Origin of the sequence: Pseudomonas putida (assembly GCF_001636055.1) — a bacterium.
GTDB classification, from domain to species: Bacteria; Pseudomonadota; Gammaproteobacteria; order Pseudomonadales; family Pseudomonadaceae; genus Aquipseudomonas; species Aquipseudomonas machongensis.
Window position 1 is genome coordinate 1 of record NZ_CP011789.1, and the last position, 17,612, is coordinate 17,612.

Below are 17,612 nucleotides of genomic sequence, written 5' to 3' on the forward strand. Positions count from 1 at the left end.
GTGCCCTCGCGCCAGACCCTCAGCGCCGCCGAACGCGTGGCCAGCGGCGACTTGAGCCAGGACCTGCAGGTGCAACGTCGCGACGAGCTTGGCCAGCTGCAAGCCAGCATGCAACGCATGACCCAGGGCCTGCGCGAACTGATCAGCGGTATCGGCGACGGCGTCACCCAGATCGCCAGCGCTGCCGAAGAGCTGTCGGCCGTCACCGAGCAGACCAGCGCAGGGGTCAACAACCAGAAAGTGGAGACCGATCAGGTCGCGACCGCCATGAACGAAATGGCAGCCACCGTGCAGGAAGTCGCGCGCAACGCCGAGCAGGCGTCGGAAGCGGCGCTGATGGCCGATCAGCAGGCTCGCGAGGGTGATCGGGTGGTCGGCGAGGCCATCGCCCAGATCGAGCGCCTGGCCAACGAAGTGGGTAACTCCAGCGAAGCGATGAACCAGCTCAAGACCGAGAGCGACAAGATCGGCAGCGTGCTCGACGTGATCAAGTCGGTCGCCACGCAGACCAATCTGCTGGCCCTCAACGCCGCCATCGAAGCTGCACGCGCGGGTGAGGCTGGTCGCGGATTCGCCGTGGTCGCCGATGAAGTACGCAGCCTGGCGCAGCGCACCCAGCAGTCGACCGAGGATGACGAGGAACTGATCGCCAACCTGCAGAGCGGCACCCAGCGGTGATCCAGTGTGATGGACAGCAGCCGCGAACTCACCGACAGCAGCGTCGAACTGACCCGTCGCGCCGGCAGCTCGCTGGATACCATCACCCGCACCGTGTCGTCGATCCAATCGATGAACCAGCAGATCGCTACGGCGGCAGAGCAGCAGAGCGCGGTGGCCGAAGAGATCAACCGCAGCGTGATGAATGTACGGGATATTTCCGACCAGACCTCGGCGGCCAGTGAAGAGACTGCCAGCTCCAGCGTCGAGCTGGCGCGGCTCGGCACCCACCTGCAGGGCCTGGTAGCCCGCTTCCGTCTCTGAGCGCCGCCAGGCAAGGAATAATCACTACCTGCCAGTGGAACTTTCCCACAGGATTTACAGGTCGAGTCCCACGCGCGCTCTGCCGATGAGCAGAAGGACCATGCCGGCAACCTACCAGCATGGTCCTTCTCTCATATGGATGGAGACTCGCCATGTTCGGATATCTCAATCGCCGCCTCGCCAACCTCAGCGTGCGACTCAAACTCACCCTCGGCTTCGCCGTGGTCCTGTTGCTCACACTCGCAACCACCGTCAGCGGCTGGCGCGCCCTGGACGGTGCCATCGAACGCTCGCAGCAACTCAGCGAAATCGTCCGTATCAATGACCTGACCAAGGACCTGCGCGCCGAACGATATCACGTTCCGCGTCTGTCCGACGACACTAGCAAGGCGCGCATCGGTACTACCCTGGATCAACTCGACAGCATGCTGACCCTGCTCCAGCAGCGCAGGGTGTCGACGAGTCGCGCCGCTTGCTCACGGAAAAACTGCAGCAACTGCAGCGCCTGCGCGAGAGCTTCAGCGAGCTGCTGCAGGCGGTCGACAATCGCAGCCGTTTGCGCAACATCATGCAGGATCGCGACCGGGTTCTCGGCGAAGTCATTGACAACCTGCAGACCCAGGCTCTGCTCAAGCTCCCAGCCGATGGACAACAGAACGGTCTGCTCGGACTAATGGACACACTCACCCGCCAGGTCGACAGCGCCAACCAGCAAAGCCTGGTCCCCGCCTACACCTTCTCGCCGGTCGAGGATTTCGCCAAGGTTGGCGAGGCTTCGCTCGATGCTGCGCAGGCCAGCCTGCAACAAATGCTCACCGCCCTCACCCCGCTCGCGCTGCCAAGCGAGCTCATGGCGCGTCCACAGCAAGCCCTGACCGAGTACCGCGCCAGTCTTGAGCAATACCGTCAGGCGGCAATCCGCGCCGAACAGTTGCAGAACAGCATGGAAACTGCGGGCAACGACCTCAGGGCTGCGAGCCTGACACTGGCCGAACAAAAAATCGCCCAACGCGACCATGAAGCCGTAGCCGCTCGCTCACTGCTGACCAGCGTGGCACTGCTGGCCTTGGCTGTCGGCGTGATGGCCGGCTGGCTGATCACCCGGCAGATCACCGAGCCACTGCGCCAGACCCTGGCCCAGGCCGCCCGCATCGCTCGTGGCGACCTCAGCCAAGTGGAAACGGTGGCGCGTCGCGACGAAATGGGCCAGTTGCAGCGCAGCATGTGCGAGATGACGCTGCAGCTGCGCCAGCTGATCGCGGGCATCGACCAGAGCGTCGAGCACTTGTCACAAGCGGCCTCGCAACTGGCCGGGCGCAGCGCAGACACGCTCGAGCGCATCACTCAGCAGCGCGAGGAAACCGACCAGGTGGCCACGGCCATGAACCAGATGAGCGCGACCGTGCAGGAAGTGGCGCAGAACGCCGAACATGCCTCATTGGCCGCAACCAACGCTGACCAGCAGGCACAAATGGGCGATCAGGTGGTGGCCGAAGCCATCGCGCGTATCGAACAGCTGGCAACGCAGATGGACCGCTGCCTCACCTCGATGCAACACCTGGCGGGGGAAAGCCAACGGATCGGCAGTATCCTCGACGTGATCAAGTCGGTTTCCGAACAGACCAACCTGCTGGCCCTCAATGCGGCCATCGAAGCGGCACGTGCCGGCGAAGCCGGTCGCGGGTTCGCGGTGGTGGCGGACGAAGTACGGGGCCTGGCCCAGCGCACCCAGCAGTCGACCGAGGAGATCGAGCACCTGATCGAAAGCCTGCACCAGGCGACCGATGAAGTCACTTCTCTGCTCGACAGCAGCAGGACCCTGACCGAGCAAAGTGTCGAGCTGAGTCGCCGCGCGGGCGATGCATTGGAGCAGATCACCCGGACCGTATCGAACATCCAGGGGATGAACCAGCAAATCGCCACCGCCAGCGAAGAGCAGAGCGTGGTGGCCGAACAGATCAACCGCAGCGTGATCAGTGTGCGCGAGGCTTCCGATCACACCAGTTCGGCGAGCGAACAGACGGCCTCTTCCAGTGGTGAACTACAGCAGCTGGGGCAGCAGTTGCGGGGGATGGTGGGGCGATTCAGCCTGTAGGAACGGTGGTGTGCCTTGCGCGCGCAAGCTCGCGCCTACAGGAGGCCGGGCTTGCCCACGCAAAGAGCGATCCGATCAAAGCACCTGGCGCAAGAACGCCTGGGCCCGCGGTGCCCTCGGCGCCGCGAAGAACGCAGCGGGTGCCGAATCTTCCAGCAACTTGCCATGATCGAAGAACAGCACCCGGTCAGCCACCTCTCGGGCAAAGCCCATCTCATGGGTCACGCAGACCATGGTCATGCCTTCCTGGGCCAGGGTCTTCATGACATCCAGCACCTCGCCGACCATCTCGGGGTCGAGCGCCGAGGTCGGTTCGTCGAACAGCATCACCTTCGGGTCCATCGCCAGGGCGCGGGCAATGGCCACCCGTTGCTGCTGGCCCCCAGAGAGGCGAGAGGGGTATTCATTGACCTTCTGGCCAATGCCGACCTTCTCCAGCAGTGCACGGGCCTTGGCTTCGCGGTCGGCCTTGCTACGTTTGCGCACTACCTTCTGCGCCAGGCACAGGTTCTCCAGCACGGTCATGTGCGGGAACAGGTTGAAGTGCTGGAACACCATGCCGACTTCACGGCGGTAGGCATTGATGTCGGTCTTGGGGTCTTCCAGGCGCAGCCCATCGATGGCCACGTGGCCTTCGTCGAAATGCTCCAGGCCGTTCAGGCAACGCAGGAAGGTCGACTTGCCGGAACCCGAGGGGCCCAGCACCACCACCACCTCGCCCTTGGCAACCTGGGTGGAGACGCTGTCCACCGCACGCACCACCTGGCCGCGGGTGTCGAAGACTTTCAGCAGGTCACGGACTTCAATCACTTTGCGCAAGCCTCCGCTCGAGCCGGCTGGCAATGTGCGACAGCGGCAGGTTGATCAGCAGGTACAGGCCTGCCACGCAGAACCAGATTTCGAAGGTCGAGAACGACGTGGTGATCGCCTCGCGACCGCTCTTGGTCAGCTCGGTAATGGCGATCACCGACACCAGCGAGGTGTCCTTGACCAGGCTGATGAACTGCCCGCCAGTGGCGGTAGCACACGCTTGAACGCCTGGGGCAGGATCACATGGCGCATCGACTGGCTGGCATTCAGGCCCAGCGAGCGCGCCGCTTCGTTCTGCCCCTTGGTGATCGACTGCACACCGGCACGGACGATCTCGGCCACATAGGCGCCGGTGAACAGCGCCAGCGCCGCCACCCCGGCGAACTCGCGGGACAGGTTGAGCACAGTGCCGATGAAGAAATAGAAGATGAAGATCTGCACCAGCAGCGGCGTACCGCGCACCAGTTCGACATAAACCGTGGACAGGTCGCGCAGGGTCGGGTTGCTCGACAACCGGCACAACCCGGCGAACAGGCCGATCACCAGGCCGAACGCACCGGAAAGCACCGAGATCCACAAAGTAGTCCACAGGCCCCAGGCCAGCGGGCCGGCCGCCCAGTGGCGGGTGACGCCGATCTGGTCGCCCTCGGCGACATCGTCACCACGGCTCAGTTGCAGACTGTCCTTGACCACCTCCAGCACTTGCACCTCGCCGTCCTCGCTCTTGAGCGTGACGCGGGCGTCGTTGCCGGACACGACGATCTCCTCGACGGTGCCGTAGGCCGCGGCGCGCTGCACGTCTTCGGCCTGGAAGGCGAAGTACTGCGGCACACGGTTCCAGCGCCACTCGTAGGAAATCATCGAGGTGGCCATGTACAGACTGAACGCCAGGCCCACCAGCACCAGCGCGGTGAGCGCGTGCCAGGGCCACTGGGCTTTCTTGTGTTTGATCACGTGGGTGCTTCCGTAAATGCGAACGCGCAGGGGTTGCCTGCGCGTCAGGGTCATCGCCAGGGCTTGTGGTCCGGGCTCTTATTCCATGTCCTTCAGCCAGTCGGTCTTCTTGAACCACTTGTCGTGAATACGATCGTAGGTCCCGTCGTGCTTGATCTGGTGCAGGAAGTTGTTGATGAAGTTGATGCTGTCGTAGTCGCCCTTCTTCAGGCCGAATGCCAGCGGCTCGTAGGTGAAGGGTTCTTCCAGGTAGACCAGCTTGCCGGCGCCGGCCTTGTTCACCGCGACCACGTTGTACGGCGCGTCGTAGACGAAGGCATCGGCCTTGCCGTTGACCACGTCCATCACCGCTTCCTGCTCGTTGTCGTAGCCGTGGTACTTGGCCTTGCTGATCAGCTTCTTGGCGACCATCTCGCCGGTGGTGCCGAGCTTGGAGGTCAGGCGGTACTTCTCGTTGTTCAGGTCCTTGTACGACTTGATCTCGCCTGCCAGCTCCTTGCGGATCAGCAGGGTCTGGCCAACCACGATGAAGGGTTCGCTGAAGTTCAGGCGCAGGTTGCGTTCCTGGGTCAGGGTCATGCCGCTGCCGATCATGTCGAACTTGTCGGTCAGCAGGGCCGGGATGATGCCGTCATAGGCGGTGGAGACGGTTTCGAGCTTGACGCCCATGGACTTGGCCATCGCCTTGAGGATGTCGACCTCGAAGCCGACGATCTCGCCGCGCTTGTTGGTCATCTGGAACGGCATGTAGGTCGGGTCCATACCCACGCGCAGGGTGCCGCGCTTGACCGCATCATCGATGGCGCCCGCCTGGGCGGTTGTGACCGCGATCAGCGCGGTGACGCCGAGCAGCATGCGCGACAGGTATTTCTTCATCATCACCAGGTCCCCTAGCAAGAAGTACGCAGAATTTTATTGTGTGCACGATCGTTCCGACCGGTGCGTTGTGTCGGGACGGATGCTAACGCATGCAGGCCCTGGGACCTAGAGCCGGTGGGGACTTTGTTGGCCAAAAATCATGGCGGTAGAAAAAGCTTCGCGGGCAAGCCCCCTCCTACAAAGCCTGTAGGAGCGGACTTGCCCGCGAATGCGATGGATCAGGCGCCGACGAGTGCCGGCTGACCTTCACCTTCAGGATGCAGCGGCAACAGCGGCGAGTGCGGATCGTTGGCGATGGAGTTGCGCCACACCTTGATCCACGCCTCGTTCTGCTCGGTCCACACCCGCTCGTGCAGGCGCGACAGCGCCACCGGATCGCTCAGCAGGGCCAGGCGAGTGTTGCCGTCGATCCCCTTGGGGCCGGCTTCCAGCGCCTTGGCGATGCGCTCGGCGCGCAGCGTCTCGATCGCGGCAGACTGACCGTGACGGGCCGTACCCATGGCGCAGGCCAGGGCGTTCTGACGCGGATCGACCACGGCGCGAACGAAGCCATCCTTCAGGGCGTGCCAGCGGTTCTCGTGGGTGTACTGGTCGGTTGCCAGCAGCTCGTGCGGCGTGGCGTATTCCTCGGGAATCAGGAACAAGCGCTCGTCCTTGGCCGCCAGGCCCAGGCGCACACGGCTGGAGATCACCGAAACCGGGATCGACAGCACCAGCGAGCCGACGATCGGCGCCAGCCACCACAGGAAGCTCGGATTCAGCCAAGCCACCAGCGCAGCCCAGGCGATACCCAGCAAGGTCTGCGGGCCATGACGCCGCACCGCTTCGCTCCACGGGGTGGAATCGTCGTCACGCTGCGGCGAATTCCAGGTCGCTGCCCAGCCGAGGAACGCGGCCAACACGAAGCGGGTGTGGAAGATCATCCGCACCGGCGCCAGCAACATGGAGAACAGCATCTCCATCAGCATCGACAGGGTCACCCTGATCCGCCCGCCGAACTCGGTCGCGCCCTTGGCCCAGATCAGGATGATGCTGAGCAGCTTGGGCAGGAACAGCAGCACGATGGTGGTGGAGAACAGCGCGATGGCTTTTTCCGGGTGCCACTGCGGCCACAGCGGATACAGCTGGAACGGCTCGATGAAGTACTGCGGCTCCATCAGCGTGTTGGTTGCCAGCAACGCGGTCGACAGCACCAGGAACAGGAACCACAGCGGTGCCGACAGGTACGACATCACCCCGGTGAGGAACACCGCGCGGTGCACCGGGTGCATGCCCTTGACCAGGAACAGGCGGAAGTTCATCAGGTTGCCGTGGCACCAGCGCCGGTCGCGCTTGAGCTCATCGAGCAGGTTCGGGGCAGCTCTTCATAGCTGCCCGGCAGGTCGTAGGCGATCCACACGCCCCAGCCGGCACGGCGCATCAGCGCGGCTTCGACGAAGTCGTGGGACAGGATCGCGCCGGCGAAGGCGCCCTTGCCCGGCAATGGCGCCAAGGCGCAGTGCTCGATGAAGGGCTTCATGCGGATGATCGCGTTGTGCCCCCAGTAATGCGATTCGCCCAGCTGCCAGAAGTGCAGGCCTGCGGTGAACAGCGGGCCGTACACACGGGTGGCGAACTGCTGCATGCGCGCATACAGCGTGTCCATGCCAGAAGCCTTCGGCCCGGTCTGGATGATACCGGCGTCCGGGTTGGCCTCCATCAGGCGCACCAGGCTGCTCAAGCACTCACCGCTCATCACGCTGTCGGCGTCGAGCACGACCATGTACTTGTATTCGCCCCCCCAGCGACGGCAGAAGTCGTCGAGGTTGCCGCTCTTGCGTTTCACGCGGCGGCGGCGGCGGCGATAGAAGATACGACCGAAGCCTTTCGCCTCACGGCACACCTCGAGCCACGCCTGTTGCTCGGCAACGGCGATGTCGGTGTCGTTGGTGTCGCTGAGCACGAAGAAGTCGAAGCGGTCCAGGTTGCCGGTGGCGGCCACCGACTCGAAGGTCGCGCGCAGGCCAGCGAAGACCCGTGGCACATCTTCGTTGCAGATCGGCATGACGATCGCGGTGCGGGCATCGGCCGGGATCGGCTCGTTGCCGGCACTGCTGCCGGAAATCTTGTACTTGTCGCGGCCGGTGAGCAGCTCGAGGAAGCCCATCAGCGCAGTCCAGAAGCCCGCCGACACCCAGCAGAACAGGATGCCGAAGAGAATCAGGATGGAGGTCTGCAAGGCATAGGGCCAGACTTGCACGACGGTGTCCCAGATCGGCTGGTTGACCACTTCGTCCAGGTCGACGAACGACCAGCCCTGGTACGGCAGGATGCCCTTCATGTACCAGCCGGCGACGATGGTCTGGCCGATCATCAGCGCCAGCAGGATGTAGCGGCGCAACGAACCGACCCGGCGCCAGCGTGCCGGCGGCAACTCGCGCTTGGGCGGTTGCGGAGCGTTGGTGCGGCCAGTCATGCGCCGCCACATGCGCACCAGGATATTGGTGCGCCAGGGCTCGGGCAGGACCTTGGTACGCTTGATCGGTGGGGCGATCTTCAGGCACAGGCGGCCACCGCCGTCGACGCCGAGCATTTCGGCCTCTTCGAGCTCGGCGGCACTGCCAACCGTCAGACGGGAACCCACCGAAGCCTGGACGGCCTCGGTGGCGCTGGCGGCCGGATCGGCCGCCAGGCGTTGGTGCAGCTCGCTGAAGGAAGAGCAGCTGGCGAGTTCCGCTCGCTGCTCGTCGCTCAGAGGGAGGTGGGCCAGGTACTCGCCAAGCGATTCCGGCCTTGCGCTTGAGTTACTCATCGGCAGGCAACTGATAGCTCCAGGTTTCGGTCAGCACCTTCTCGGTGGTGGCCGGGGCCCCGTTGGTGGACGCCGCGTCGGCGGCTGGTTGCTCGGCAGGCGTCTCGGCCTTCTCGGCCTTGGCATGCTGAGCCTTGGCGTGCTTGGCGGCCGCCTTGTCCTGCTTGGTTTCGGCAGGTTTGGTTTCCTTCGGCGCCTCGACCGGAACATCGCGTACCAGCGCGGCACGCATCTCGGTGGACTTCTTCGGATCCTTGACCTTCAACCGCAGGGTCAGACGCCAGCCCTTGATCTCAGGGTTGTAGCGTAGATTGTTCTCGACCAGCTCGGCATTGTCGCCCACGCTGACCTGGCTGCGCACCGCGGTGTCTTCCGGCAATGCCGCCAGCACCGGGCCGTTGAAGTCGACCAGGAAAGCCACGCTGCCATCGGCCTGACGGATCAGGTTGGCTTGCTTGACGTCACCGGTGGAACGCAGGGTCTGCTTGACCCAGCCGAGGTCCTGGGCCTGGAACTTGGGCTCGCTGATGGTCCAGTGCAGGCGGTAGTTGTACTCGAACGGCTTGCCTGGCTCAGGCAGGGTTTCCGGGCTCCAGAAAGCAACGATGTTGTCGTTGGTCTCGTCGGCAGTCGGAATCTCGACCAGGTCGACGGTGCCCTTGCCCCAGTCGCCCTTGGGCTCGATCCAGGTGCTTGGACGCTTCTGGTAGTTGTCGTCGAGGTCTTCGAAGTCGCTGAAGGCGCGCTGACGCTGCATCAGGCCGAAACCACGCGGGTTCTCGACGCTGAAGTTGCTGACTGCCAGGTGTTTCGGATTGTTCAGCGGACGCCACAGCCATTCGCCGTTGCCGGCGTGAATCGACAGGCCTTCGGAGTCATGCAGCGCCGGACGGTAGTTCTGTACCTTCGACGGCTGGTTCGGGCCGAACAGGAACATGCTGGTCAGCGGGGCGATGCCCAGGCGGCTGACGTGATCGCGCAGGAACACCTTGGACTTGACGTCGACGATGGTGTCGTCGCCTGGACGCACGGTCAGCTTGTAGGCGCCGGTGGAACGTGGCGAATCGAGCAGCGCGTAGATCACCAGGTGCTTGTCGGCGGGCTTGGGCTTCTCGATCCAGAACTCGCGAAAGCGCGGGAACTCTTCGCCGGACGGCAGCGCAGTGTCGATGGCCAGGCCGCGGGCAGACAGGCCATAGGCGTGCCCCTTGCCGACCACGCGGAAGTAGCTGGCGCCCAGCAGGGTCATGATCTCATCCTGCTTGTCAGGCTTGTTGATCGGGTAGAGCACGCGGAAACCGGCGTAGCCGAGGTTCTTGGTGGCATCGGCGTCATGCGGTACGTCGCCGAACTCGAAGCGGCTCGGGTCGTACTTGATCTCTTCGACCTTCTTGGCGGTGATCTCGTTGATGGTCACCGGCGTGTCGAAGTGCATGCCCTGATGATAGAAGGAGAGCTTGAACGGGGTCTTGTCATTCGCCCATTCGGCCTTTTCCTGGATGAAGCGGATTTTCTGATAGTCCGCGTACTTCATGTCGCGGAACACCGGAGGCAGGTTGCTCTTCGGTGCTTCGTACTTCTGGCCGGCCAGATCCTTTGCCTTGGCTGCAACATCGTCAAGATTGAATGCCCACAGCTGGCCAGCGCTCATCAGGCCAACCAGCGCTGCGCCTGCCAACAAGGCCGTGCGCAGCCGATTGCCGGGGATTCTTGGTGCATTACAGGGACTTACAATCACGAGCAACCCTCGCCGTAAACAGATCATGAAACCAACGGCCAGCGACCAATGCCGGGTTGGCGAGCACTGTTCGGACCCCGCAAGGGCGCAATGATTCCCCAAACGGATCCAGACAATGCTCGAGTCAGAGTGAAACGAACCTGCGAACGCAGGCTCACGCAGCGCGCGATTATCCAGCAGGCTGCGTTACAACGCATCAGGCTGGACAAACTATTTATCGTACAAAACCCCTTGTTTTCCTACAAACAAGGGGTTTTTGCGGCTCATATTTGTAACATAAATGTTACGGGGCCATCATTGACCAAGTGAACCTGCATGTCTGCACCAAAACGGCCACTCTCGACGTCCGAGTGCTGAAGCTTAGCCTGCTGCAAAAGATAGTCGAAAAGCTCGGCCCCCAGTGCAGGCGGCGCCGCCGTCGAAAAACCCGGCCGCATGCCACTACGGGTGTCGGCGGCCAGGGTGAACTGCGACACCAGCAGCAGTCCGCCGCCGATATCCTTGAGCGACAGGTTCATCTTGCCCTGCGGGTCGCTGAACACCCGATAGTTCAGCAGCTTGTGCAAAAGCTTATCGGCATGTTCGCGGGTATCTTCAGGCTCGACCGCCACCAGCACCAGCAAACCCTGGTCTACGGCGCCGACGATCTCGCCCTCGACTTCGACCCGTGCTGCGCGTACACGCTGTAGCAGGCCCTTCATGCTTCTTCCAGGGGCAGGTCGAGCAGGCGACGCGCCATCTGGTCTGCGGCGCGTACCAGGGCATCGGTGATGCCTGGCTCGGACGCGGCGTGCCCAGCATCGCGGATCACCTTGAGTTCGCTGTTCGGCCAGGCCTGGTGCAGCTCCCAGGCGTTGTCCAGGGGGCAGATCACGTCATAGCGTCCATGCACGATCACCGCCGGCAGATGGGCGATCTTCGGCAGGTCGCGGATCAGCTGGTCCGGCTCGAGGAAGGCATTGTTCATGAAGTAGTGGCATTCGATACGGGCGATCGACAGCGCACGCTGAGGCTCGGAGAAGCGATCGACCACCAGCGGGTTGGGACGCAGCGTGGCAGTACGGCCTTCCCAGGTCGACCAGGCCTTGGCGGCTTGCATCTGGGCGATCTGGTCGTGGCCGGTCAGGCGCTTGTGGAAAGCCTTGACCAGGTCGCCGCGCTCCTCGGCCGGGATCGGCGCGATGTAGTCCTGCCAGTAGTCGGGGAACAGACGGCTAGCGCCCGCCTGATAGAACCATTCTATTTCCTGGGGCCGGCACAGGAAGATCCCACGCAGGATCAGGCCATGCACGCGCTCGGGGTGGGTCTGGGCGTAGGCCAGCGCCAGCGTCGAGCCCCAGGAGCCACCGAACAGTACCCATTTGTCGATGCCCAGGTGCTCGCGGATACGCTCCAGGTCTTCGATCAGGTGCCAGGTGGTGTTGTTCTCCAGGCTCGCGTGTGGCGTGGAGCGCCCACAGCCGCGCTGGTCGAAGGTGATGATGCGGTAGAGGTTGGGGTCGAAGTAGCAACGACTCTGGGCGTCGCAGCCCGAGCCCGGACCTCCGTGGATGAACACCACCGGCAAACCTTCAGGCGAACCACTTTCATCGACATACAACACGTGCGGCGCTTCCACGGCCAGATCGTGCCGGGCGTAGGGTTTGATCTGCGGGTAGAGGGTCTGCATTGCGCACTCCGTGTGAGGATTGTTCGGCCGAGGGCCATCATAAACCTGAATTGCGCTTTGAGCATGTACCCGTGTGATGGGCCTGCCAGATGATTGCCTCACGGCCTCTATAAACTGTTATGTCAGCCTGGCCTGCGCGGCTCACTAGCATCGGCGATTTCCCCACGAGACACCGCCATGAAGCCGTCAGCCCCCCTCGCTCCCCACGCCTTGATCGAACACAAGATGCCGCCGTGGATGCACACGACCCCTGCCCCTGCGCACACCATCATGCGCGAAACCCTCAAAACCCCGCCGACCTGGTTCGCGCAGGCCAACGCGACTACCCGTGACCTCGCCCAGGCCTATACCGACTACCAGGCCCACAGCACCGAGCTCAATGCGCAACTGGGCGTGCTCCCGGCGCTGACAGCGTTCGCCACCCAGCACTTGCTCCAGGCGATTGAAAAGCGGTTCGCGTTGTCCCTCGACGTATCCACCCACTACCTGATCAATGCCAGCAAGGCAGAAGCTTACAAACTGCAGCTGGAAGGCGATCCCGTCGTCAATGGGCAGCGTGCGTTGAAACTGGCCACTCAATCGCTGCTGCACTGTGCGCTGCAGAATTTCGAGGAGGCCGAAGCCGAGCCCAATGGGCTGGATGGACAATGGCTCAGCGCAGCCGTTGTCGACAGCAACACGTTTACGTTCCTTACGCCGGACGGAAAGCAACTCTCCATTGTTCCCCACGAGTTCGCGGCCCTGAGCCGTGAGCTGGACATCGGCGGCCAGTACCAGACGCTGATCGGCGACGTGTTGAACTCCGCGGCGCCAGCGCTGCGCGCGACCGAACATGCGGCCTTGCGCGTGGAGGTGCATAAAGCCTTACTCAGCCAAGCGATCGACGCCGAATTGCACTCGATACTGCTCGCCCTCGTCGAGGACAAGCCAGCCGAGTACCAGGGCAGCCCGGTGCGTTGCGCCGGGCTGGCCCTGTTCGGGGTGCCGTTGACCGGGGCCATGGTCATCGGCGCCGTCGCCTCTCCCGAGCAGCTACTGGCCTACGATCCGCTGCTATTGCCGCACAAAGGCCTGCTCGTCACCTACCTGCCCGGCAGCGACACCCCCTTGCAGCAGCACCATTCGGTGCATGAGGCACAGGCCCACTTGCGCGAACAGCTGTGGATGATGCCGGTCGATCAGCTCAAGCGCGCAGTGCCGGCGCGTGACAGCGCCACCTTCTTCGAAAAGCTGCGCGACTGCCTGCAACCGGTCGACTGGAGCACCGTACAACCTAGCTCCGACGGCCAAGGCAGCCAGGTCGAGCGGGTCCGCGACCCAGAGGCCTGGGTTCCGGTGACCCTGGAGCCCTTGCGCCAGCCGCTGCTCAGCCATCAGGTCGAGCACAAGCAGCAGCGGCTCAAGGACGACGCGGCATTCCACGCGGTGCCCACCGCCGTCGAGGACGAAAAGACCGCCGAAAAGCGTCGAGCCTACTTCACCCAGCTGGCATTCGACGCGCTCAACATCAGCGCCTTCTTCATACCCGTGCTGGGCCAGGTGATGATGGGCGTGGCCGCTATCCAACTGAGCTACGAGGTGTTCGAGGGCCTGGACAGCTGGGCCAGCGGCGACCAGCAACAGGCCTTCGAGTACCTGATGGATGTGGTCGAGAACGTGGCGCTCACCGCCGCGCTGGGGGCCGCCGGCGGCACAGGCGAGGTACCGGCGCTCGAGCGTATTCCGGTGGAAACGCCCTCGTTCATCGAGGAACTCACCCCCATCGAACTGCCCGATGGCCAGACCCGCCTGTGGGCGCCCGACCTGCGGCCGTTCGCGCACGACATTCTGCTGCCAGCCGACCTGCAGCCAGATGAATTCGGCCTGTACCATCACCAAGGCAAGACCTGGCTGGCGCTGGACGGCACCCACTATTCGCTGAGCCAGGCGACGCCTACTGGTGAATACCGGCTCGAACACCCGCACAACCCGCAGAGCTACCAACCGAGCCTGCGCCACAATGGTGCCGGTGCCTGGCTGCACGAACTGGACCAGCCGCTGACCTGGCAGGCGCTTACTCTCATGCGTCGCGCAAGCCCGCTGGCCGCCGCGTCCGATGATGCAACCATCACCCGCATTCTGGAGATCAGCGACACCAAGGAAGACGTGCTGCGCCGGATCGTCGCCGATAACCAGCGGCTTCCCGCACTGCTGGAAGACACCCTGGCGCGCTTCACGCTGGACCAGCAGATCAGCCGGGCGCCCGCCTACGCCGAGCCACACATGGCCCAGGCAGAATTCGCCAAGCGCTACAGCGCCTTGTCGAGCAGCGTGACGCCATCCGCAGAGCTCATCCAGCAGCGCTACCCGCAACTGCCGAATGCAATCGTCGAGGAACTGCTGCGCCACGCCACGCCCGAGGAGCTGCAAAGCCCGGCACAAGCCAAGGTGCCCTACCGCCTGGCCCAGGAAATACGCCTCTATCAGCAACAGGTGCGCCTGGCGCGTGCCTACGAGGGGCTATTCCTGGACTCGGTGCGCAATGCCGATAGCGAGCGGCTGGCGCTGTACACGCTGGGGCAGTTGCCCGACTGGCCAACCGGCACCCGCCTGACACTGGAGCAGTTGCCTGGCGGAACCTTCGAGATCGGCACCACCGACTCGCAGGGCCAGACCCTCGTCAGCACCGCCTCAGGCTACCTTGCGGAATCGGCCACCTCCTTGTCCTCGCATACCTCGTTGTACAGCGCACTGCTCGAGGTGATACCCGCCGCCCTGCGCGAAACACTGGCGGGCGACGGTGCCGAACAGACCCTTGCCTTGAAACGCCTGATCCAGGCCAACCTCCTGCCACGCGCTACGTTCAGGCGCCTGCTGGGCATGCAACCGCTGAACCCAGGCTACCGCTCACCGATGCGCCTGGCCGACGGGCGCATCGGCTACCCGCTGGGCGGTCGAGGTGCGGTTGGGGGTTCGTTCACCCGCCATACACTGCTGCGCATCATCCGCACCCTCGAACTGCCCGAACACCTCTCCCGCTCGGCCGAACAGATCCTGACCCGCCTTGAAACCAGCGGCATGAACCGTTCGGACATCCATAACCGCCTGCGCGAGCTGCAAGAACAGCGCACCGCCCTGCAGCGCTGGCTGGACGATTGGCGCACGGCGGTCCACCCCGACATCCTTGTCCCGCCACAAACGTTCTCCGAGCTTCAGGCACGCTTCATGAATCACTGGCACCGCAACGCATTGCCCGCCCTCGGAGACACCCAAGCCCCCCTGCACCTGGAGCGCATCGACCTCAGCAGCTTCCCCTCGGACCTGCCCGACTTCCTCAGCGCGACCATCACGCACGTGCAACTGACCGAGCCGTCATTTGGCAGTAGCGTGGGTTGGACCGCATACGAGCGGCACCTGAACAACCTGTTCCGACAGTTGCCAGGCGTGCGCTCACTCGAAATCAGCCGCCCCTACTCGCAAACCGCCGCCCCATCGCAAATGCTGTTCAGCGTTGGGTTGATGGCAACGCACTTCCCCGAACTCGAATCGCTCAGCCTGCTGAACCAGAACCTGCAACTGTCCGAGAGCGACATCAACAGCCTCGCCGGCCTGCCTCGCCTGCGTCGCCTGGACTTCAGCGGCAACCGCCTTTCCGAACGCTACCGCCCGGATTTTCGCGAGCTCACGCTGGACTATCTTGGTCTCGACCGTATGACCCTCGATCACTGGCCGCAGGGTCTGGGCCTAGGGGCACTGGCGAACATCGGCGAACTTTCGCTACGCGACAACAACCTGCGGGTACTGCCTGGCATGCTGCTCAACAGCCACGCCGACGCACGCCCACACACCGTCATCACACTGGAAGGCAACCGCATCAGCGATGACCAATTGCTGCGCCTGCTGCTGGCCCAGGAAGCGTCGAGCCCCAACGTCACGGTCGATATCTCGCCCGGCCTGCGTACCCGTCTCGACCAGCACCTACAGCAACGCCAGGCGTTGCACGAGGCCATCGACCAGTGGGCCAACGCCTCCAGTTCGAGCGCACCGCCAAGCCAAGCCGCGACACTTGCCCGCCGCCGTATCGGCTCCGCGTTGAGCACCTTCTGGCAGAGCCAGGAACAAGGCCTGACCCAGACGACCTTGCGCTTGGAAGACATGGACCTGGGGCATTTCCCGCCACAGTTGCCGACCTTCTTCAACGAGCGGGTGCGCAACCTGTCCCTATCCCGAGCGAGTGGAAGCACAGAGCAGTTGGATGCGTTTCTCGCCCGACTCTCGAACGTCGAGAGCCTGAACCTGGTGGAGTACATCGGCGCCACCCAGACCCTGCCCACGGCACTGCTCCGCCTGCCACGCCTGACCTATCTTTCGATGCGCGACATGAACCTGGAGGTGGACGACAGCATGCTTGCAACCCTCGCTCACTTGAGCAACCTGACAGTGCTGGACCTGGGCGGCAACCGCATGGGCACCATCACCCAAGTGCCCGAAGCGCTACGCAACCTGCGCCGCCTCGACTTGAACAACATGGGCCTGCAGCATTGGCCGGCATGGATCGACAGCCTGCTGCCGATGGACATGCTGGATCTCAGTGAAAACCAGCTCACCGAACTTCCCGAACACATCCTCAGCAACATCGATAACGGTTTCCCGATCTCATCGATCGCATTGTTCGGCAACCCGTTGAGCATGGACACCATGACGCGCGCGCGCACCTCATCGGACAGCCAGCACAGCTATACCTTCGCCATGGACGTGCCCGAAGACCTGCTCTTGCTCACCTCTTCAGATGATGAATTGGCTGGCGGACACCTGCATAACCCGATGCTCTCTGCCGATAACGACCTGCCCAACGTCGACGACTGGTCGCTCGGCGCCCAGGCGCAGAACGAGGCCCTGAGAAGCGCCTGGGAAACCCTCGAAGAAAGCGGTGACGCTGCCAACCTGCTGGCGCTGGTCGGTCGGTTGCGCCAGGCTGCCCCCTATCGCAACGGCCAGACCCGCCAATCGTTCTGCGAGCGCGTGCGTCTGATGCTGGTCAAGGCCGCGGTCAATACCGAGGAGCGTCTGCTGTTCAACGCCGTGGCCGAAGAGGCCCTGGTGCAGCCCGACACCGGCAACCAGACCTGCCATGACGGCGCCCTGCTGGTGTTCCAGAACATCGAACTGCTGATCGACGGCCGGCGCTTGCTGACCGAGGCGGCAGAGTCGGAGCACACGCTCTACCGGGAGCTGCGTCGTCTCTTCCGCCTGCACCGCCTGGACGAGATCGCCCGGGACAAAGCCAGGGGGCGCGACGAGGCAGAGGTGCGCCTGGCCTATCGACGCGGGTTGAACGCGGAACTCAAGCTTGGCGTACCGGACGACAACATGCTGTACGAGGCTTTCGCCGATGTCAGCCGTAACGAGCTGGCGCTGGCCGTGGACCAGGTGCACCGCGAAGAACAGGGCGAGTCGTTCCTGAACTACGCCACCAGCAACGAAGAATGGATTCGCTACCTGCGCCACACCCACCAGGCGCGCTTCGAAGCGATCGAACAGCAGTACCAGGCGCAGGTACTGGCGTTGCCCGAGCAGTTCCCCGACAGCACCCTGGAGCAACTCGCGCCGGAGTTCGACAGCTTGAAGCGTGAAAAGCAGGCAAAGGAAGCCCGCCTGTTACAGGAGCTGACCCTCCAGGCCAACCCCGAGCGCGAATGACCCGCTGGCGACACCG

9 protein-coding genes and 3 pseudogenes are annotated in these 17,612 nt (G+C 63.6%); 5 read left to right on the top strand and 7 right to left on the bottom strand.

What is annotated here, in order from left to right; translation table 11 throughout:
• The 4 genes and pseudogenes from AB688_RS27395 to AB688_RS00010 all read left to right on the top strand — a co-directional run bounded on the left by AB688_RS27395 (nt 1) and on the right by AB688_RS00010 (nt 3,076).
• A complete protein-coding gene (locus tag AB688_RS27395) occupies nt 1-678 on the top strand; it encodes a methyl-accepting chemotaxis protein (RefSeq protein ID WP_419555258.1) in 678 nt (225 codons plus the stop codon).
• Between the two features lie 9 nt (nt 679-687).
• Complete coding sequence (locus AB688_RS27400; protein WP_419555259.1) at nt 688-981, top strand: hypothetical protein; 294 nt, start codon at nt 688-690, stop codon at nt 979-981.
• Nucleotides 982-1,133: 152 nt separating this feature from the next.
• Nucleotides 1,134-1,370: pseudogene (locus AB688_RS27405) on the top strand (methyl-accepting chemotaxis protein); the annotation flags it as partial.
• An 83-nt stretch (nt 1,371-1,453) separates the two neighbouring features.
• Nucleotides 1,454-3,076: a methyl-accepting chemotaxis protein gene (locus AB688_RS00010; protein WP_419555260.1), complete on the top strand. Its 1,623-nt coding sequence runs from the start codon at nt 1,454-1,456 to the stop codon at nt 3,074-3,076.
• A gap of 75 nt (nt 3,077-3,151) precedes the next feature.
• Here AB688_RS00010 and AB688_RS00015 read toward each other — a convergent pair whose 3' ends face one another.
• The 7 genes and pseudogenes from AB688_RS00015 to pip form a co-directional block, all read right to left on the bottom strand.
• Complete coding sequence (locus AB688_RS00015) at nt 3,152-3,886, bottom strand: amino acid ABC transporter ATP-binding protein (RefSeq protein ID WP_063546580.1); 735 nt, start codon at nt 3,884-3,886, stop codon at nt 3,152-3,154.
• Nucleotides 3,879-4,894: pseudogene (locus AB688_RS00020) on the bottom strand (amino acid ABC transporter permease). Before AB688_RS00020 ends, AB688_RS00015 begins: the two are co-directional and overlap by 8 nt.
• Before the next feature lie 24 nt (nt 4,895-4,918).
• Nucleotides 4,919-5,716: a transporter substrate-binding domain-containing protein gene (locus AB688_RS00025; RefSeq protein ID WP_054894813.1), complete on the bottom strand. Its 798-nt coding sequence runs from the start codon at nt 5,714-5,716 to the stop codon at nt 4,919-4,921.
• A gap of 221 nt (nt 5,717-5,937) precedes the next feature.
• A pseudogene (gene mdoH / locus AB688_RS00030) lies at nt 5,938-8,510 on the bottom strand (glucans biosynthesis glucosyltransferase MdoH).
• On the bottom strand, nt 8,503-10,248 hold the full coding sequence (locus tag AB688_RS00035) for a glucan biosynthesis protein G (protein WP_081255321.1): 1,746 nt from the start codon (nt 10,246-10,248) through the stop codon (nt 8,503-8,505). The pseudogene mdoH and the gene AB688_RS00035 overlap by 8 nt, the downstream one beginning before the upstream one ends.
• A 263-nt stretch (nt 10,249-10,511) precedes the next feature.
• Nucleotides 10,512-10,949 (bottom strand): D-aminoacyl-tRNA deacylase, encoded by a 438-nt coding sequence (dtd, locus tag AB688_RS00040; RefSeq protein WP_054894799.1) that lies wholly within the window; start codon nt 10,947-10,949, stop codon nt 10,512-10,514.
• Nucleotides 10,946-11,917: a prolyl aminopeptidase gene (gene pip / locus AB688_RS00045; RefSeq protein WP_063541390.1), complete on the bottom strand. Its 972-nt coding sequence runs from the start codon at nt 11,915-11,917 to the stop codon at nt 10,946-10,948. Before pip ends, dtd begins: the two co-directional genes overlap by 4 nt.
• 177 nt (nt 11,918-12,094) lie before the next feature.
• Here pip and AB688_RS00050 point away from each other — a divergent pair, with 177 nt between their 5' ends.
• A complete protein-coding gene (locus AB688_RS00050) occupies nt 12,095-17,596 on the top strand; it encodes an NEL-type E3 ubiquitin ligase domain-containing protein (protein WP_081255172.1) in 5,502 nt (1,833 codons plus the stop codon).
• The last annotated feature ends 16 nt before the right edge of the window (nt 17,597-17,612 follow it).